The following is a 16883-nucleotide window of genomic DNA, read 5'->3' on the forward strand; positions in this document are numbered from 1 at the left end:
TCAGGCGTTCAAATCGTCAAACTGATAGCCGCGCGTCTGGAGGCGTTCTGAAAGAACTCTCACGAGTTAGCTTCGCGTTTCTTGGCAGTGAGATCGCCCAGCTGCTTCTCAAGCTGTGCCCGTGCACTACTTAATCGCTTTTGCGCTGCTTCGTTTTCTACCTTGTCATTCGCAGCGGCAGCAAGTCGATCGTCAGAAAGCGGGTCTGTCGGGCGCCCGTCGACCAATACTTCATAATGAAGATTTGGGCCGGTCGCGGTGCCGGTCGACCCGACACGACCAACCACCTGGCCCGCCTCCACGCGCTGACCTTTGGTCAGACCATCGGCGGTTGCGCTAAGATGCGTGTATCGCGTGACCGTGTCCGATCCATGAGCGATTTCGACCACACGCCCATACCCCCCGCGCCAACCAATATAAGACACGCGGCCCGGGGCCGTCGCATGCACCGGAGTACCACGTGCGGCAGCAAAATCGACACCTGTATGCATCCGAACATTTCCGTAGACCGGGTGCTTCCGCCGACCAAAGACTGAACTCAGGCGCGCGCCCTCGACTGGCTGCGAGAAGACGCGAAGAAGCTCACCATCGACATAGATTGTGGCGCGGCCATTTTCGGCGTCTGGCCATGCTATTTCGTAAAGTTGGTCATCCACTTCCAGCGCTGCAAAAATGAGCTCGGACTGGCCTACCTTCTCGCCATCAATGCTCTTTTCACGCCAGAGAAGGCGGAGAGCTTCACCACCTGTCAGGTCCCTCCGAAAATCCACTGTCCCGCTCAGCATCTGAGCGAGATCCACCGCAAAACGAACCGGGATATTTGCGCTGCCCAGAGCATTTGAGATCGAAGTTTCGATCTCTGTTTTGCGGGCCAGAATGACAGTGTCGGGTTCCGGTGAGACCACGCGCGTGGACAACGTCTCGCTAAGTGTCACTTCAATTCTCACGCCATCTTCCACGGCGAGCTCCACACTCCGCAGTTGATCTGCTGCCGTTGCAACGACTGTTATCGAGTGACCCGGCCGCAAGCGCCGCAAGTCGTATTCAGCGCCAAGTGCAAGTGCGATTTCGGCGCGATCGGTTGCGTTGATCCCCGCGTCAGACAGCATACTGTCGAGTGTGTCACCCGATGCAAGCTCGCGCGTCCATGTTCGTGAAGGCGGTTCAACAGGTGGCAAAGGTTCCTCTGCCTGAATGGGTACCGGCTGAGCAGGTCGAAACGAAACGGGGCTTAGAACGAGTTCTGCCGATGGTACGTTCAGCAACGGAGCCGATGTGATCTGCGGTTCCGCAGGAAGTTTGGGCACCTGAAAGACCGTGGGCGCAGGCGTCGTCATTTCAGACCTGTTCGAGGCAATGAACATGATCGAAGCAATCGAGACGCTGCTGATCGTGATCGCCGAGGTTGCTAGAAACCGTGCGTTCATGATGTTGTATCCGCTCCACTTTTCAAAGCGCGACGGATCTTGGGCACAGCGAACTCTCTCTGCTCATGATAGTCGATGGTGCTGACAAATTCGCCTGTGGGGTTAAACAGAAAAACACTTGCGGTGTGGTTCATTGTGTAGTCGCCATCTTCCATGGGAACTTTTTCATAAGTGGCGCGAAAGTCGTCTGCGGCTTGCGCGATTTGGTCCGAAACACCGACCCAACCGCGAATAGCCGGATGAAAGTAGCTGACATAATCGGCCATGGCTTCGACTATGTCCCTTTCAGAGTCTACGGTTATGAACACGACGTTCAACTCGTCCGCGTCATTGCCCAGATCATCCAGCCAGAGGGAAATATCCGAAAGAGTCGTCGGGCAAACATCCGGGCAGTAGGTAAAGCCGAAGAACACCATTGTTGCACGTCCGACCAGCGATTGCGGGGTGACGGTAGTCCCTTCGTGATCGACCATGCGAAAACTCATGCCCGACAACGCAAGGGGACGAAGGCGATCAGATTGAGCCGCTCCCGGCCCATCCACTTGCCACCATCCAGCAAAGAGTGTCAGGCCGATTACACCAAGTCCAGCAGCCCCGAATTTGAGAACGCGTCGCCGCTGCATCAGTTCCCAGGGCCTCGCGCAGCAATGCCAAATATCGGCACGTTGACAGTCTTTTCTGCCCCATCGGCAAAGATAAGAGTCAGCGTAAAGCTCTCGCCTTCGGTCATAGGGCGTTGCAGCCGCATGAGCATTGCGTGGAGCCCGCCCGGCTCAAGCGCTACGGAACCACCCGGCGCAATTTCCAGCTCGCCAGCTGGTGCCATGGAACTGACGCCCTCTGCATTGGTCGATGTCTGATGGATCTCGGGCATCATCGCAAGATCGGTGCGGATAGACGTCAGCGTGACGGCCTCATTGCCGGTGTTGCTGATCGTCATGTAAGCGGCGCCAGGTCGGTTGGTGCCAATTGAAGCGCGCGACCAGGCATCTTCAACGACAACATCGCCGCCCCCTGCCAGTACAGGTGCCGATAGAATGGCAGTGGTGCCGAATGCGGCAAGCACACCTGCCAGAAGTGTATTTTTTGCAGTGAGTCTCATAGTACCTCTCGCTACTGCTCAGCTTTGCAGTGCTGCTACTTCTGCAGCGACCAGGCGTCTCAATTCAGCCTCACCAAACGGATCCAGAGATTTGCCATTGACGAAGAATGTCGGAGTTTGCCTTATACCGACCGCTTCGACATCAGCGCGATCCTGATTGAGCACACCGACTGTCTGGGGTGCGAGCATTTGTGCCTGCGCGGCCTCGGCATCCAGTCCCGCTGCTGCTGCAATTCGAATAATAAGACCAGGCTCAGGCGCACCATGCGCGGCCCATTTGGGCTGCTCTCGCAACACGGCTTCCAGCACTGGTTCAAAGACCCCCTGCATGCGTGCCGCTTCAAGCACGCGGATCGCCTCCTCTGAGCCTTCGCCATGGAAAGGGGTGTACCGGATCACAACGCGCACGGCGTCTCCATGCTGAGCCATTATGTCCTTCACGACCGGATGAAAGGCGCGGCAGGCTTCACAAGCCGGATCGAAAAATTCGACAATTGTAACCGGTGCGTCTTTAGGGCCGAGAACAGGCGAGTAGGAACGGATAAGTGTTTCGGCGATTTCGGGTGCGACAGGCTCGGTATTGCCTGAAGCGGTCGTTCGGTTCACGTACCAGGCGGCGGCCCCGAATCCGGCCCCACCGAGCGCGAGAACGGACAAGATCATGCCACGTCTGTTCATACTTGTTTCTCCTTGAGTGAAAGAGCACATAGCGCGCCGATCAGCGCAAACGAAACGAGCGCCATCAGCGGAATCGGGATGCCCAAAACAGATTGATTTGCGTCGGTGCAGGACGGACCACTTGCCGAGCATGGTTGGATTTTTTCGGGGATCAGACCAGCATACAGGCCCATGTGCCACAAGGCGACAGCAGCGCCCCCAAATGCCAGTGCTATCCCGTATCGGCCCACGTTCTGGTCCTGCCACCACAGGCCAAGCCCCAGTACGATCGCCAATGGGAACATGAACGCGCGCTGGAACCAGCACAGCACACAGGGCGTCTGCCCCAGGATCTCTCCAATGAACAGAACAGAAAGAGAAGCAACCAAGGCAATCGCCCAGGCCAGGCCGAGAAGTGTATCTTTGGAAAACCGGGTCATGGTGCTCAGAGTCTCTGTTTCAGATCCGCAAGAATTTCTTCGGCAGGCGTGCCATATGACCAGGACTGGACGAATCCAGCGTCCTTGTTGAACAGAAACAGATGAGCGGTATGCCCCATCGTATATCCATCCGGCGCAGTGGCTTGTTCGATCCGTTCGTAGAATATCGGGAAGGTCTTGGACGTTTGCGCAATCTGTTCTGGCGTGCCTGTAAGCCCAATGATCCCCGCATCGAAAAGTGGTACATACTCGGCCAGGACTGCCGGGGTGTCGCGTTCGGGGTCAATGGATACGAAGATAGGTTGCACTTGGTTTGATTGGCTTCCCAGCCCTTCCTGCACTGCTGCTACCTCAGACAGTGTTGTAGGGCATACGTCCGGGCAGTTGGTGAACCCAAAAAACACCAACATCCATTTGCCCGCAAAGTCGTTCTGAGTACGAACAACGCCAGAGTGATCTGTCAGTTCGAACCTGGCTTCGAACGGAACAGACCCCTCCTCAATCCGCGCAGGTCTATATTCTGACCACAGCATCAGATAGGCAAATGCCGCCGTTGCGACACCAGCCAGTACCCATAAGATTTTTTGAAATACGGTCAGTTTCAAAGTTAGCCGTCCGCCTGTGATTCTTGGTTCAGAACGGCATGTACACCCTCTACCTGCTAGAGGTTCAAAGGGGATTTTGAGCCTGCGGCTGGGTGTCACAGGTCCACCGTCTAGAAGGTGCTATTGTGCGGCGTCAACCCGAGCCTACATAAGCTGTAGCTTTGTAAGGAGACCCAGATGCTGACGATCGGAACGCTTGGAAAAAAGACCGGAACCAAGGTTCAGACGATCCGCTACTACGAGCAGATCGGACTTATGCCGGAACCGGGGCGCACCGAAGGTGGCCAGAGGCGTTACGGCCATGCCGAACTGGATCGCCTTGCATTCATCCGTCATTCCCGCCAATTGGGGTTTTCGCTTGAGGCGATACGCGAACTGCTTGATTTGTCCGACGATCCGGATCGCCCATGTCATGAAGCCGACAGTATCGCGCGCCGACAACTCAAACAGATTGAGCAAAGAATGGCGCGGCTAGAAGCGTTGCGGACCGAGCTAGAGCGCATGGTGCATGAATGCAGTGGCGGCAACACCTCGGATTGTCGCGTTCTCGAAGTTCTACGCGATCATTCCGAATGTCTTACTGATCACGAAGACATCGGCGCCTAACTCCGCGCAGCGTTATTGCGAACTGGAATTAGCCTCTTGAAGCTATAGTCACTGTAGCAACTAAAAGTCTTTCTGAGTTGATTCGACGAGAGACCAAATGCTGAACCGAGACCCGTTGTTAACCGCCACACCTCTGCTTGATTTTGAAACACCCGCAGTTTTGGGACTCATAACGGAACGGCGCTGGCCCGATCTGCCTGTCTCGGATCGAATTGGCGCTATTTATGATTTCGTGCGTAACGAGATTGCCTTTGGTTACAACCGTGCTGACGATATCCCGGCTTCAGAGGTGCTCGCTAACGGCTTTGGGCAATGCAATACCAAGGGCACTCTTTTGATGGCACTGTTTCGCGGCAGCTGTATTCGATGCCGTTTGCATGGCTTTATGATCCACAAAGAGTTGCAGAGGGGTGTGGTTCCCGAATTGATTTATCCGCTGGCGCCAGAAGAAATCTTGCATTCGTGGGTCGAAGTCGAAGTAGACGGTCGTTGGGTCAACCTCGAAGGATTTATTCTGGATCAGCCATACCTGGAGGCCTTGCAGCATAACTTTGCAGAAACAGAAAGCCTGTGCGGTTATGGGGCGGGTACCCGTTGTTTGAGCACCCCTCAGGTTGAATGGGAAGGTCGTGACACGTACATTCAGAAAACCGGAATCGTGAAGGATTTTGGCGTTTTTGATAGTCCGGATGCGTTCTATGCTGATCATGCGCAAAGTTTCGGCAGCATTCGGGGTTGGCTTTATCGCTTCATATTCCGTCACTGGATGAACGCGCGCGTTCGATCCCTGCGCAATGGGAAGCTGAAGGCTCGAATGGCGGCCACGCATACACACGGAAATGCATAGCGGGGTCTCAACTTAAGCGCTTTTGCAAGGCCGTATTCAGTGCCTCTGACAATAAAACCAAAACGATGATTGCCAACGTCACTGTCGCAGCCTTTTCATACTGAAACGACCGCACGTAGGTTTGTACATACAACCCGATGCCACCGGCACCGACAATGCCCAGTATCAGGCTTTCGCGCAGATTTAGCTCAAACCGAAATACGGTATCGCGCACGATCACAGGCGCCATCTGCGGCCAGATTGCCCAACGCAACTGTTGAATTCTGTTGGCCCCTGCGCTTTCAAGCGCCGCCACAGGAGCGGTGGCAACATTGTCGATGGCTTCTGCATAGAACTTTGCCAACATGCCGGTCGCGTGAAATGTGATTGCCAATATTCCGGGAAGTGGACCCAACCCAACAGCGCCCACCATTAGCATAGCGACCAGGATCAGCGGGATCGATCGGATAACCGCCAGCAAGGCACGGACGGGACGCCAGATCGCTGGTGGCACCATAGTTTCAGAGGCCAGAACGGCCAGTCCCGCCGACAGGATCACAGCGAACAATGTTCCCAGAATGGCGATCCTCAGTGTTTCGGCCAGCCCCGTCAGAACCTCGCGCCAAACGGACAGGTCAGGTGGGATCATGCGCCCCAGAAACTCTGCCAGACGGGGGCCCGCGCCTGGCAGCTTGCCCAATCCCATATCCCCGCTGGTCAGCGACCATAGGATCGCCAGTGCCAGCATGACCCAAATGACAGATCGGCCCATCAACTGACTACACGCAGCCCCGATGTGACACCGGCACCGTGATACAGTTCATCGATGTCCCCGCTGGTCAACTGAGCCGACGGTTTGTCGAACAAAACCACGCCATCTCGCAGGCCTATGATGCGCTCAGCAAAGCGGCGTGACAGGTCGGGCTGATGCGAGCTGAAAATGACGCCGATTTCGCGGCTACGTGCAGAGCTGGTGATCAAGCTCAGAATGCGTTCGGCGTGAGCAGGATCCAAATTGCTAACGGGCTCATCCGCAAGGATCAACTCGGGCTCTTGTGCCAGACATCTGGCAATCGCAACGCGCTGCCGTTGTCCACCCGACAACTGATCGGCACGGCGGCTTGCCAGATCGGACAGCCGCGTATCCTGAAGCGCCCGTGTCACGCACATATGGTCCTCTTCCCGGAACCGACCCCAGAGTGAGGACCAGATATTCATCCGGGCCATCCGGCCGTTCATCACATTCTGATAAACACTCTGCCGATCAACCAGGGCGAATTCCTGGAAGACAAAGCCAGTATTGGCACGGTCCTCGCGGGATGGAAATCCTGTTGCCAAAAGTGGCTTGCCCAGCACCTGTGCCTCGCCCTGCCATCCACTCAAACGACCATCCAACAACGCCAGCAACGTTGATTTGCCCGCACCCGAAGGACCCAGTAGCGCGACGCTTTCACCGGGCTGCACCGACAGCGAAACATCTGAAAGAGCTGCCGCACTGGCAAAGTGCTGCGATACCGCGTTGAGTGAAACTATAGGGTTCATTTCAGGAACCCATAGCGCCGCGCAGTCTCGCGCACGCCTTCGTAAACCGACGGATTAGCAGGAAGATAGCCGTCGGGGCCATAGAGGTAGGCCAACAGATGACGGTTCTCACTCTCGTTGAGGCGCAGCATGGTCTCAATGAACATTGCCTGCAGCCCGGCGTCCAGATCAGGGCGGGCAATGATTGCATGGCTGGGAATTTGTTCTGATTCCGCCAGCACCTTGACCTCGGCCTGCTGATCCGGGGTCAGATAGAGATCTGCATACTGGCTCGCACCCGCCGCATCGACCAGCCCATTGGCCATGGCCTGCATCGCTTGCTGATAACCACCGGCAAAAAATTTCTGACCGAAAAAACTGTCGGCATCGCCCGTGCCCGAAAACATCCCGGCGCGCACAAACAGATCAAGCGGATAGATGTAACCGGATTCCGAGACCGGATCGGAAAAGGCAATGTCACGTCCCCGGAGATCGGCCAACGTTTCGATTCCGCTGTCACGCCGAACGAAGACCCGGCCCGAATAGCTGGGTTGCCCGCGATATACCTCGGACAACAGCGGTACGGCGCCGATCTGGTCTTCGGCCAACACAAAGGGCAACGCTCCCATGAACGAGATATCGGCATCACCGTTGCGCAGCGCCTCAACGGCAGCAGCGTGGTCGAACGTGACAAACCCCGTGACCGGGACGCCCATCTGCTCTGAAAGCCAGCCGGTGATGACGTTGATGTCACCAAACAGCTTTTCGGGGTTCTCCTGCGGGATGAAGGCCAGCTTCAGCCCCCGGTCAGTTGCAGCCATTACGGGCAGGGCTGCAGATGCGGCTGCAGCGACCAGAAAATTGCGGCGCGACAACATCAGAACATCCTCTCGTCAATTTCGGCCTGCATGGCCTTGAACAGTTCCCACTGGCGGGTGGCTTCGGTCCAGTTACCTTCGGCGCTGGCATCGCCAACCGCTCGCAGGATCGCGGCGAATTCGTAGATTTCGGGCTTGGCGTTCTGATTGACCATGACACTGGCATCCGCCGCCAGATCAGGAGCTACCGTGTCGATCAGAACCGCTATGTTTTCGGCATCCTGCATCGGCAGCAGGGTATCGAGCGTGCTGGCGAATGTTGTCAGCTCCTCCCAGGACAAGCGGAATACGCTGTTGCGACCCTCGAATACTTGATAGGGTTCTTCACCGTCTCCAACAGCTTCGACGTAGGCCGTCAGATCTGCGCGCTGTGCTTCGTCCAAACCCAAATTTTTGGTATCATTGAACCAGTCAACAACGCTGGCCAGCGTCGGCAGCGATCCGTCATGCATGTAAGGTGCAGTGAAATTGACGTTGCGCAGCGTCGGGGTTTCGAACGCAGAAGCCGTGCCGCCGGGGAATGGTGGTTCAGCGCTGCCGATGTCGTAGGTCAGACCATCGCGGAACTGACGGTCAGGCGTGTGACACGAAGCGCAGGACTTGTCACCAAGTCCGGCAAATTTGGTGTTGAATAGCACCTCCCCGCGCTTGGCGTCATCTGACGCCAGATCCGTCAGCTTACCGGACCGATCGATCTTTGGGTTGGGAAGAAAGTCGAACTGTTTGACATAGGCTTCCAGCGCATCCAGTTGGAACGGCGTTGGTTCCTTTCCCGCGAATTCGGTCACAATCACATTTCGGATGAACCGGCGCAGGCTGGGTTCGCGCCCGTCGCGGCCATAAGGTGCGGTAAAGCGGATGCCGCGCATGGAAGGCGTGTCCAAGTGATCATCGGTCCGGTCATTGAACATTGGATTGAAGAAGGATCCGTCCACATCCATCCCACCCGGATGGGATGACAGGCCCGGAATGAAGAAATCCCGGTTCACGTCGGAGCGGTTATGGCAGGTCGAGCAGGCGATGCCTAACTCGCGCGCCGGGCCGCCGAAGATTTCAGGGCTGTCGAACAGCATATCGCCATAGGCCACCAGCGGTAGATTGGCTTCATCCTCACCCGCCTCTTCAAACTGAAGAACCAGCCGCGGCAGCTGCGCCTGATCTCCGATGTTCGACCCTGGCGGCAGCGTGGCGGGCATTGTGATTTGTTCGCCGGAAAGCACAACTGTTTCAGGCAGCGGTGTTAACTTGTCGCGTTGGGCATACTCGGATGGCAGATAGTTGGCACGAATATAGGCAGCGACAATGGCCTGAGCCTCCGCAAATTGGTCGGCATCCACCGTTTGTGCACCATTGCCCAGTACTCCTGCGCTGCCAAGGGTGGAGTTCAGAACCAGCCATGCCCGGCCCAGATCGCGAGCCGCCGACGCATCCGCAGCCTTGATACCATCTTCGAATGCGCGGAACAGAGCTGCCGCTTGTGCAACCTCGCGTGCCGCTTCAGGCTTACCCAACGCGGTCTTTGCGACATCCAGATGGCGCAGGATTCCCTCAGCAATGGCAATTGTGCTTGCTTCGAACAGCGCCTGGAGATCTTCGGCTTGCATAGCTTGGTTGATCGCAAGCGCCTCTTTGTCGGAAACGCGTGACAATGGAGCGACCTGAATGTCACTGCCAGGTGCGGGCGAGGTCCAACTCCTCTCAATTTCATCCCAGGGAACCGGGGTTAGATTTCCCATGAACAAGGTCAGTCGATACGCGGCAGCGCGCGGAGCCCAAGGAGATTCTTCAATCGCCGTGGCATCGGCGATCACTGGCAATGCGCAAAGAAGTGTGGACGCTATTAGATATTTCATAGCTCTGTCTATTAAAGTTAGCCTTGTCTAATTTATTGATGAAGGCATGCTCATTGTCAAGTTCGGCTTTCAGGTGCATACACTAGTGACTGGATTACCGACCTAATCGTGAGCCGATGACTGAAACGACACCGCAAGATTCAGATCGTACTATTGACACTCAGGCGAGTGGATTTGAGGCTGTGCGACAGGCCCACCAAAGCGAAATGGTTGAAGACTACGTTGAACTTATTGCGGAGTTGATCCACCAGAATGGCTCGGCGCGCCCGGTCGAAATAGCCGAGCGGTTGGGCGTAACCCAACCTACGGTTTCGAAGAATTTGGCCCGTTTGAAACGAGAAGGTTTCATAGAACAAATTCCCTACCGCTCACTTCAACTGACCGATGCCGGGCGTCAATTGGCGGAAGCTTGTAGAAGGCGTCACCGAATTGTCGTGGATTTCCTGATCGCCTTGGGTGTTTCAAAGGAAGTCGCAGAGCATGATGCTGAAGGTATTGAGCATCATGTAAGCGAAGAGACTCTTGCAGTTTTTAAAGGGTTCGTTGAGAGCGCCGACCAAATCAAATAGATTTTAGAAGCGTCATATATTCAGGTGGAATTTTGCAGAGTTAACTGTAGAAAGAGAGCTTCCATCCTATTTTGCGGCTAGGCTATGTCGCCATCCGATGGTTGAAGCCAGGCGCAACACCTTGCTGACCCCAAAAGCTCATACTGATGCAGACTGACCCAGTTCCCTGGCTCAGATTGCGTGTATTTATTTCCGTTCCCGGCCTTTTTTCTAGATTCGGTTGCAGCAAAAGCCTCCTCTGCGGATTTTTTGCACTGTTCACCCAAACTGGTTGCAAAGCTTGTTCCATGCAGCATTGGGCAGGGCAAATTCAAGGCCACGAAGGATATTGATGTTATCAGCATAAACAATGAACCAACAGTTCAATGAACTTTCTGCAGTATTAACTGGATATTATTCTAAAGGGTAATTCCCTCTCTAGTCTGGATTGCCGAACATGGGTCCCGTCAGATACGGCATCAGCATCGCCGCAAAGGTTCGAAACTGCCGCCATTAAATCCAAGTTTTCGGACGCATGGACCGTCTAATTCTGCGCCGAAGCAAACGTCAGATATGACGCGATACTGCTCATTATCCCGATCTTTTTGCGAACGTGGGGAGTGGCCCGGAAGCAAGGTTTCCAAAAATAGTCGAATGCAAGCATCGCGCCGCGCCTAATTTGGATTAATTTGGGCTTCTTGAGCGCCGCGAAAAAAGCCTTATTCCAAGAATACCCCGTCAATGGGCAGTAACGATCCGGCTCTTCCACAACGAATTTCAGGTCCAAACCTTCGGTGCGGCTGGCCATCTGCTCTTACCGCTGGCGGAAGTAGATCTAGGACAGACGTTTGGCACAGTTGATGAAGACTAAATGCGAATCGTGGCCTTCGTCACACATTCACGCTGTAACCCACATCATCGGGATGACGCCCGAGCCAGCCGAAATGAACAGGTACTTGCCTATCGCGCTTTGCGCGTTGGGAACCAAACCCACAGGCCCAATGGCCTTGATGCGCATGCCGGGTCGAAGGTTGTCTAGCATCCGGCACGTTCCGATACTGTCGGCTTGCGCTTTGGCGGTGATAGTGGTCAACCGTGACCGCGACATCGACGACGATATCGTATAGGCATATTGCACGAAACCTCCGATCTGGTTCGGCGCTGGGATCTCGAGCGCCAAGAACTATCCGAGGCTATAGGCAAACTGCTCCCGAGATGGGGCGCGGAACAAAAAAACTGTTGGTGTTCGGCAACTCAGGCTTGACAGAGACGCATTCTAGAATTCCACTATCCTGCCATATAGCCGAAGAGAGCGTGTTTAGATCTTTCATCACTCTTACTCCGCCTCTATCGTTTCAGGTACCAGGCGGGCCGACAATGCTTTGCAATTCCAATCCACAAACTGCAGCACGCAGAATTCCTGAATGAGTGAATACGGACCGGGTACATTAGCCGGGCCGTTGATAACCTGCTGTTTGTCCTCAACCACTTGCCGGTCTTCGTCATTCGTGGCGACTCAAACTTCGGTCAGTTGTTTTACGTAGTAGCCTACGCATTCAACCGCGTCCTTGTTGACCAAACATTTGGTAGTGACCTCAGTCTCTGTTGGGTTGATCGGAGTGACTCGGAAAGCAATCGAGTGATCCGCAAGGAAGTGTTTCCACGTGGTCGGATAGTAGAATCTCAAAAGCGATACCGTATCTGCAAAGACCGACTGGCCCATCCAGCGGCGCACGGCGGACTTTCCGTCCATCTAATAGCTTTCAGCTCCTTCTTTCAGCGGCATACGCGCCAGACGGTATTTGCCGTCGTCATTCAGGTAGAACTGCGAAGGTATGCCTGCAACCTGACACCAGTCAAAGATTGCCTGCATATACACCGGAGTCTCACCACCTTCGCCCCCTTTCACGCCTGGATCGTCGGGGAAAGTTAGCCACAGAGCGGGACGGATTCTACCGCAATGCTAGCACTCAAAGTTGTTTAACCAAAGCTGCTTCCAGTTGCCGTTCTCGATGACTGAGCTTTCGAAAGCGAACTTGGCATTCCCAACATCATACGGCGCAAGATAGGCGCGCGTGATATTAGCGCACGTATCGAAACCCGGCCCCATGTCGTGGGTTCACTGTAAAGAAACGTCAAGCTAATATGTCCATTGGTGATACAGGCAAACTAGTTTCGGCGCGTTGCCTTTTACGGCCTTGCAAATGATAGAGCCGCGACGAGGGCACGTGTTCTGAAATGCCCGGTTCTTGTTGTCGGCGCTACGAACAATAATAACTTGGTGTGCACCCACGTTGCACGTAATGTAATCGCCAGCTTTCACCAGTTCACAAGCCGGTACTGCAAATAGCCAATCGTGGTAATCGTTGATTCCAAAGTCGGTCTGATAGATCTTAGGGTCGGAATAGAACGCCTATTCCAGAGCGTAGTCTGGGTTTCGACGCGCAACAGGCTTTAGATATATTCATTTCAAGCTCTCCCGCCGTGCCTTGGGGGCATTGCTTGGGCAGATGAAAAGCGGAGCCTTCCGGAAGCGAGCGAAGAGCACATTCGAAACCCGTGCCTCCACCGCTTCCCGCAGTTTGATATATCTGTGAGGCTGGTATCTGGATTTGAAAGGGGTTTACTGCGCACGGTTGCGACACTTTCTCGGGATCCTCCTCCCAGTGGTTGATTGTCGAACCTGAACTTCCTTACCATTGCGGGCGACGTGCCGGGTTTACACCGGCTTCCCAATTCTCCGCTGGCTGAGAGTCAATCAGTGGCACTTCACGTTTACAAGATACTCCCGATCCACTTTAGCACTGAAATATTTGCGACATTTGCCGACGCAAACCAGACATCGATTTACTCATATTCTACTCTCTGCGTGTGTTACTCTCCTACATCCAATCATCAATTAGTTCTCAAGTTGGCAAGTGTACTCAAGCACCTGTCAAACGCAGCAGAATGTATAAGCTAACAAGAAACAGAGTTTTCGGTCGGGAAAAATCGAGGTTGCGCTTGTATATGGTGCGATAGTGACAGAAGCGAGTTAAGCACCTCCGACCGTTTCGAAGATTGCTTGTTTCTAAATTAGTTGAGTTACGCTGTTGATGCTATCCGCCCGAACGCCGACTTAATTGCGTATTGCACCATCGAGAGATTGCGGCTTGAGTAATTGCCACTAGCAACACTGAGTTGTTTGATGGCACTTTAACAATCTGCCTAAGTCCTTGAACGGGTGTTAGGCAAATCATTCTCTGGCTGATTTATTCCCTCTTAGTTGAGCCAAACGCACAGTTCATTCATCCCGCCTAATGGCGTCATTGATCCTTCTTACAGAGAATTACCGCAATGCGCCCGAAGCAGACCTTCCTGGACCCAAAGCAACCAAGCTTGCTGCAACACGTGTCAATTATTGTCTAATAGCCGCCTTGCGCCTCATATTGTAGTCTGCGGATTTTCCCCGGGGGCACTTTAAATACCCGTTTGAATGCTTTGTTAAAAGAAGGTTCAGATAGGTACCCGATCTCAGCCACGATTTGCGAGATTGGTTGATCGGTAGCAATTAATCGTTCCCGCGCCAGATGCATTCGCCAAGTTGCGAGGTATTGTATTGCCGGCACACCGACGAGTTCGGTAAACCGTGCGGAAAATGCCGATCTGGACATACCTGCAACCTGTGCAAGAGACTCGACTGTCCAGTTTGCTGCAGGTGCGCGATGAATGGAAACAATGGTGCGGCCAATCTGTTGGTCTCTGGCGGCTTTCAGCCAACCTCGATTGGCGTCGGGCGCACTGTTCAACCATCGGCGAATAGCCTCGATGACAACCACATCGGCCAAGCGTGTAATCACTGTTTCGCCGCCCGGTCGTAATTCACGCGCCTCTCTTGCAATGAATTGCAAAGTTGCTTGTAGCCAGCTCCCTGCATCCTCTTCCCACGGATCGATTTTGAGTACGTCGGGAAGCAAGGCCATCAACATGCCGCTGGCCGCGTGATCTATCCTGACGAGCCCGTACATGATTCCGGTCTCGGCTCCACCGCCGCCGTGCTCTAGCGTTTCGTAGAGCTCGGTCACCTTGCGTATGGGCAGTTCTTCCAGTTTCAAAAGTGGGGTGTCTTTTGAGCTGGAGAACCCAACTGGCGCGCCATTTGTCATCAGAACCAAGTCGCCTTTCTCGACTTCAAACGGCACATCTTCTCCGACCCTCATAAAGCAACGCCCGTGCGTAATGACCGCAAAGCTCAGTATTTCGGGGAAACCCGGTATAGAAACGCCCCAAGGCGCAGACATGCGCGACTGGCAATAGAATGTACCCGTCAGTTTCAGAAGATGAAGAATTTCCCCGAGCGGATCACCGATTGGCTGCGCCAGTGCATGGGGGTCGGGAATATGGGGGTTGATCTGGCTCACTGCACCAGACTGTTCGATATCTCCCCAATTGTCCACAGTATTTGGATGAATGGATAAAAAGTCAGGACAATGCAGACTTCTTCGTCCTTCGTGCTTACCTATTTTGGGGTCATTGACTGATTTTACGGAGATGACCGATGACACAGCAAACCATTCTCGTACTTGGCGCAACAGGTAAAACCGGATCACGTATCGTGACGCGCCTTGAAGACAGCGGCCATGCAGTTCGGCGTGGATCGCGGAATAGCAAAACCCCATTTGATTGGGAAAAACCGCAGACATGGCCCGCAATCCTGGACGGTGTTTCTGCCGCCTATATTTCCTATTTTCCTGACATCGCCTTTCCGGGCGCGGTCGAGCAAGTTGCGGCCTTTTCGGCATTGGCTCGAGAAAAAGGACTGCAGCGACTTGTGCTGTTAACAGGTCGCGGAGAATTTCATGCCGAACGTGCCGAAGGGGTTGTTCGGAACTCCGGTGTGCCCTTTACGATCGTCCGTGCGGCGTGGTTTGCGCAAAACTACTCTGAAGGTGCATTGCTGGAGCCGGTAATGGCCGGTGTGTTGCCCATGCCCGCAGGTGACGTGCGTGAACCGATTATCGACGTGGACGACATTGCCGACGTTGCCGTCGCCGCCTTGACCGAGGAAGGACACACTGGCGAGCTTTATGAAGTTACAGGGCCGCGTCTCATGACATTTGCCGAAATGGCTGCCGAGCTTTCGCGCGCAATGGGTAGAACCGTGCAATATGTGCCGATTTCGTTTGAAGACTTCCATGCGGAAATCATCAACGCGAGCGGAGAGATGATTGCTGACGTGATTACTGACATAGCGAGGGAAACGCTTGATGGTCGCAATGCGAACACTGCGGACGGTGTTCAACGTGCCTTGGGGAGAGCTCCGCGCGATTTCTCTGATTTTGCTGATGAAGCCGCAAAGTCTGGCGCTTGGACACAAGCTGCATGAGTCGGTCTGACGACAAAGGAACACAATCATGACGTTTGACTTAAAACGCAGGCTTGTCCTGGGGTTGGCGGGTCTTGTTGCAGCCACCCTGGGGCTGATCATCACGCTGGCCCCACTGGCCTTTTACTCCAGCTACGGCATTGATATTTCGCCGCAGCCGAACTTGATGAGCGAATTGCGCGCACCTGCTGCCAATCTGGCTGCACTTGGCCTGATCATCCTGTCGGGAGCGCGATACCAAAAGATGGCCCAGACGTCAGCTTGGCTTGGAGCCACTGTGTTCTTCGCCTTTGCCGCGGGGCGCGTGGTCAGCATTATGCTTGATGGACGACCATCGGACAGCATCCTTTCTGCTCTTGGGATAGAGATGGTACTTGGACTGATGTGTTTGTGGGCCGCAAGCAAAGGGCGGCTAACGAAAGCTGGCATGCACCTCATGTCGTCGCGTAAACTCCGGACTTGAGACTCAGTGAAAGCTGCCTGTGTGCATTTGGCCATTCACGGATACAGAGTGGGTGGCCAATATATCAGAGTGACTCCGCGACATACTGAATGGCTGGCGCTACTGATTGTGAGTTATGACATTAAAACCTTCTTCGGGTGATGGTGCCTCGAAATACCTCGCTAAACGCCAATATTGATCTTCCGTTGCTGCAAAGGCATGCGCACCTTCACTGTTGCGCTTGTGCAGCCGGCGCAGACAAACCTCATCCGGCAAGTCCAAAAAGTGAAGCTGGTGCGTCGCAGCAGTTTCTTCCAGCAGCTTGCGCATCCAGGCTCTGTTTTCAATTGTGTTCGCCGGAAAGTCGAGAATGACAGAAACCTCTGCCTTCAGCAACGATGCGATGTGCCGCCCCATGACCGGCCGCAATTTCAAAGCGCAATTTACATAATCCTGCAGGGAGTTCATCTGGTCGCCGAATAGGACGCTAAGCCATTCATCTTCTGAAATGAGTACCGCCCCGCCGCTATTCGCAAGCTTCACCGCCAGACTTGATTTTCCTGAGGCGACTTTGCCACAAAGCAAGTGAAGCGTTGGTTGGACCTGTGACATA

The 16883-nt window shown here is 54.4% G+C and carries 22 protein-coding genes and 1 riboswitch; of the genes, 5 read left to right on the forward strand and 17 right to left on the reverse strand.

The window, feature by feature from the left end:
• Positions 1–59: 59 nt before the first annotated feature.
• From AC2TEM_RS16165 to AC2TEM_RS16190, 6 genes are read right to left on the reverse strand one after another with little or no spacing between them, the layout of a single operon-like run.
• Positions 60–1427, reverse strand: a complete 1368-nt coding sequence (locus AC2TEM_RS16165; RefSeq protein WP_480856305.1) for a peptidoglycan DD-metalloendopeptidase family protein — start codon at positions 1425–1427, stop codon at positions 60–62.
• Positions 1424–2050, reverse strand: a complete 627-nt coding sequence (locus AC2TEM_RS16170; protein WP_480856306.1) for an SCO family protein — start codon at positions 2048–2050, stop codon at positions 1424–1426. The genes AC2TEM_RS16165 and AC2TEM_RS16170 overlap by 4 nt, the downstream gene beginning before the upstream one ends.
• A complete protein-coding gene (locus tag AC2TEM_RS16175; protein ID WP_480856307.1) occupies positions 2050–2529 on the reverse strand; it encodes a copper chaperone PCu(A)C in 480 nt (159 codons plus the stop codon). The genes AC2TEM_RS16170 and AC2TEM_RS16175 overlap by 1 nt, the downstream gene beginning before the upstream one ends.
• Before the next feature lie 18 nt (positions 2530–2547).
• Positions 2548–3207, reverse strand: coding sequence for a thioredoxin domain-containing protein (locus AC2TEM_RS16180; protein WP_170424838.1), 660 nt, complete (start codon positions 3205–3207; stop codon positions 2548–2550).
• Entirely contained in the window at positions 3204–3626 is a 423-nt protein-coding gene (locus tag AC2TEM_RS16185; RefSeq protein ID WP_170424835.1) for a disulfide bond formation protein B, read from the reverse strand. The genes AC2TEM_RS16180 and AC2TEM_RS16185 overlap by 4 nt, the downstream gene beginning before the upstream one ends.
• Positions 3627–3631: 5 nt before the next feature.
• Positions 3632–4231, reverse strand: coding sequence for an SCO family protein (locus tag AC2TEM_RS16190; RefSeq protein WP_480790558.1), 600 nt, complete (start codon positions 4229–4231; stop codon positions 3632–3634).
• Between the two features lie 177 nt (positions 4232–4408).
• Here AC2TEM_RS16190 and AC2TEM_RS16195 point away from each other — a divergent pair, with 177 nt between their 5' ends.
• Positions 4409–4837 carry a MerR family transcriptional regulator gene (locus AC2TEM_RS16195; RefSeq protein WP_170424832.1) on the forward strand — a complete coding sequence of 143 codons (429 nt, stop codon included), beginning with the start codon at positions 4409–4411 and terminating at the stop codon, positions 4835–4837.
• Between the two features lie 97 nt (positions 4838–4934).
• Positions 4935–5684, forward strand: coding sequence for a transglutaminase-like domain-containing protein (locus AC2TEM_RS16200; protein ID WP_170424830.1), 750 nt, complete (start codon positions 4935–4937; stop codon positions 5682–5684).
• A gap of 7 nt (positions 5685–5691) precedes the next feature.
• On the opposite strand, the gene phnE is transcribed toward AC2TEM_RS16200, so the two are convergent.
• From phnE to AC2TEM_RS16220, 4 genes are read right to left on the reverse strand one after another with little or no spacing between them, the layout of a single operon-like run.
• Positions 5692–6435: a phosphonate ABC transporter, permease protein PhnE gene (gene phnE, locus AC2TEM_RS16205; protein WP_170424827.1), complete on the reverse strand. Its 744-nt coding sequence runs from the start codon at positions 6433–6435 to the stop codon at positions 5692–5694.
• Positions 6435–7205 carry an ATP-binding cassette domain-containing protein gene (locus tag AC2TEM_RS16210; RefSeq protein ID WP_170424824.1) on the reverse strand — a complete coding sequence of 257 codons (771 nt, stop codon included), beginning with the start codon at positions 7203–7205 and terminating at the stop codon, positions 6435–6437. The genes phnE and AC2TEM_RS16210 overlap by 1 nt, the downstream gene beginning before the upstream one ends.
• Positions 7202–8062: a phosphate/phosphite/phosphonate ABC transporter substrate-binding protein gene (locus AC2TEM_RS16215; protein ID WP_480856308.1), complete on the reverse strand. Its 861-nt coding sequence runs from the start codon at positions 8060–8062 to the stop codon at positions 7202–7204. Before AC2TEM_RS16215 ends, AC2TEM_RS16210 begins: the two co-directional genes overlap by 4 nt.
• Complete coding sequence (locus tag AC2TEM_RS16220; RefSeq protein WP_480856309.1) at positions 8062–9915, reverse strand: cytochrome c peroxidase; 1854 nt, start codon at positions 9913–9915, stop codon at positions 8062–8064. Before AC2TEM_RS16220 ends, AC2TEM_RS16215 begins: the two co-directional genes overlap by 1 nt.
• Positions 9916–10031: 116 nt before the next feature.
• Between AC2TEM_RS16220 and mntR the strand changes: the two genes are divergently transcribed.
• Complete coding sequence (mntR, locus tag AC2TEM_RS16225; RefSeq protein ID WP_480856310.1) at positions 10032–10484, forward strand: manganese-binding transcriptional regulator MntR; 453 nt, start codon at positions 10032–10034, stop codon at positions 10482–10484.
• A 523-nt stretch (positions 10485–11007) separates the two neighbouring features.
• Here the strand turns inward: mntR and AC2TEM_RS16230 are convergent.
• The 6 genes from AC2TEM_RS16230 to AC2TEM_RS16255 form a co-directional block, all read right to left on the reverse strand.
• A complete protein-coding gene (locus AC2TEM_RS16230; protein ID WP_170424813.1) occupies positions 11008–11271 on the reverse strand; it encodes a hypothetical protein in 264 nt (87 codons plus the stop codon).
• Between the two features lie 90 nt (positions 11272–11361).
• A complete protein-coding gene (locus tag AC2TEM_RS16235) occupies positions 11362–11643 on the reverse strand; it encodes a ferredoxin reductase domain-containing protein (RefSeq protein ID WP_170424810.1) in 282 nt (93 codons plus the stop codon).
• Positions 11644–11979: 336 nt separating this feature from the next.
• Entirely contained in the window at positions 11980–12216 is a 237-nt protein-coding gene (locus AC2TEM_RS16240; RefSeq protein ID WP_480790557.1) for an SRPBCC family protein, read from the reverse strand.
• Entirely contained in the window at positions 12217–12372 is a 156-nt protein-coding gene (locus tag AC2TEM_RS16245) for a hypothetical protein (RefSeq protein WP_480790556.1), read from the reverse strand.
• Positions 12373–12603: 231 nt separating this feature from the next.
• Positions 12604–12786, reverse strand: coding sequence for a Rieske 2Fe-2S domain-containing protein (locus AC2TEM_RS16250; protein WP_480856312.1), 183 nt, complete (start codon positions 12784–12786; stop codon positions 12604–12606).
• Between the two features lie 257 nt (positions 12787–13043).
• Positions 13044–13250: riboswitch (cobalamin riboswitch) on the reverse strand.
• A 617-nt stretch (positions 13251–13867) separates the two neighbouring features.
• Positions 13868–14863 carry an AraC family transcriptional regulator gene (locus AC2TEM_RS16255; RefSeq protein ID WP_480856314.1) on the reverse strand — a complete coding sequence of 332 codons (996 nt, stop codon included), beginning with the start codon at positions 14861–14863 and terminating at the stop codon, positions 13868–13870.
• Between the two features lie 137 nt (positions 14864–15000).
• On the opposite strand from AC2TEM_RS16255, the gene AC2TEM_RS16260 reads away from it, so the two are divergent.
• Together AC2TEM_RS16260 and AC2TEM_RS16265 are read left to right on the forward strand one after the other, a co-directional pair.
• Positions 15001–15828, forward strand: a complete 828-nt coding sequence (locus tag AC2TEM_RS16260; RefSeq protein ID WP_170424807.1) for an NmrA family NAD(P)-binding protein — start codon at positions 15001–15003, stop codon at positions 15826–15828.
• A gap of 28 nt (positions 15829–15856) precedes the next feature.
• The gene (locus AC2TEM_RS16265) at positions 15857–16291 is read left to right on the forward strand and encodes a DUF4345 domain-containing protein (RefSeq protein ID WP_170424805.1); all 435 of its coding nucleotides are present in this window, start codon (positions 15857–15859) and stop codon (positions 16289–16291) included.
• 99 nt (positions 16292–16390) lie between these two features.
• On the opposite strand, the gene AC2TEM_RS16270 is transcribed toward AC2TEM_RS16265, so the two are convergent.
• Positions 16391–16882 carry an ATP-binding protein gene (locus tag AC2TEM_RS16270; protein ID WP_170424803.1) on the reverse strand — a complete coding sequence of 164 codons (492 nt, stop codon included), beginning with the start codon at positions 16880–16882 and terminating at the stop codon, positions 16391–16393.
• Position 16883: the final 1 nt, after the last annotated feature.

This window comes from Ruegeria sp. HKCCD3925 (assembly GCF_057221175.1).

Coding starts and splice junctions, on each gene's coding strand:
- AC2TEM_RS16185 (WP_170424835.1), bottom strand. CDS start 3,626: ATGACCCGGTTTTCCAAAGATACACTTCTCGGCCTGGCCTGGGCGATT.
- AC2TEM_RS16210 (WP_170424824.1), bottom strand. CDS start 7,205: ATGAACCCTATAGTTTCACTCAACGCGGTATCGCAGCACTTTGCCAGT.
- AC2TEM_RS16265 (WP_170424805.1), top strand. CDS start 15,857: ATGACGTTTGACTTAAAACGCAGGCTTGTCCTGGGGTTGGCGGGTCTT.
- AC2TEM_RS16240 (WP_480790557.1), bottom strand. CDS start 12,216: ATGGACGGAAAGTCCGCCGTGCGCCGCTGGATGGGCCAGTCGGTCTTT.
- AC2TEM_RS16200 (WP_170424830.1), top strand. CDS start 4,935: ATGCTGAACCGAGACCCGTTGTTAACCGCCACACCTCTGCTTGATTTT.
- AC2TEM_RS16165 (WP_480856305.1), bottom strand. CDS start 1,427: ATGAACGCACGGTTTCTAGCAACCTCGGCGATCACGATCAGCAGCGTC.
- mntR (WP_480856310.1), top strand. CDS start 10,032: ATGACTGAAACGACACCGCAAGATTCAGATCGTACTATTGACACTCAG.
- AC2TEM_RS16260 (WP_170424807.1), top strand. CDS start 15,001: ATGACACAGCAAACCATTCTCGTACTTGGCGCAACAGGTAAAACCGGA.
- AC2TEM_RS16220 (WP_480856309.1), bottom strand. CDS start 9,915: ATGAAATATCTAATAGCGTCCACACTTCTTTGCGCATTGCCAGTGATC.
- AC2TEM_RS16215 (WP_480856308.1), bottom strand. CDS start 8,062: ATGTTGTCGCGCCGCAATTTTCTGGTCGCTGCAGCCGCATCTGCAGCC.
- AC2TEM_RS16195 (WP_170424832.1), top strand. CDS start 4,409: ATGCTGACGATCGGAACGCTTGGAAAAAAGACCGGAACCAAGGTTCAG.
- AC2TEM_RS16180 (WP_170424838.1), bottom strand. CDS start 3,207: ATGAACAGACGTGGCATGATCTTGTCCGTTCTCGCGCTCGGTGGGGCC.
- AC2TEM_RS16175 (WP_480856307.1), bottom strand. CDS start 2,529: ATGAGACTCACTGCAAAAAATACACTTCTGGCAGGTGTGCTTGCCGCA.
- AC2TEM_RS16270 (WP_170424803.1), bottom strand. CDS start 16,882: ATGTCACAGGTCCAACCAACGCTTCACTTGCTTTGTGGCAAAGTCGCC.
- AC2TEM_RS16170 (WP_480856306.1), bottom strand. CDS start 2,050: ATGCAGCGGCGACGCGTTCTCAAATTCGGGGCTGCTGGACTTGGTGTA.
- AC2TEM_RS16230 (WP_170424813.1), bottom strand. CDS start 11,271: ATGGCCAGCCGCACCGAAGGTTTGGACCTGAAATTCGTTGTGGAAGAG.
- phnE (WP_170424827.1), bottom strand. CDS start 6,435: ATGGGCCGATCTGTCATTTGGGTCATGCTGGCACTGGCGATCCTATGG.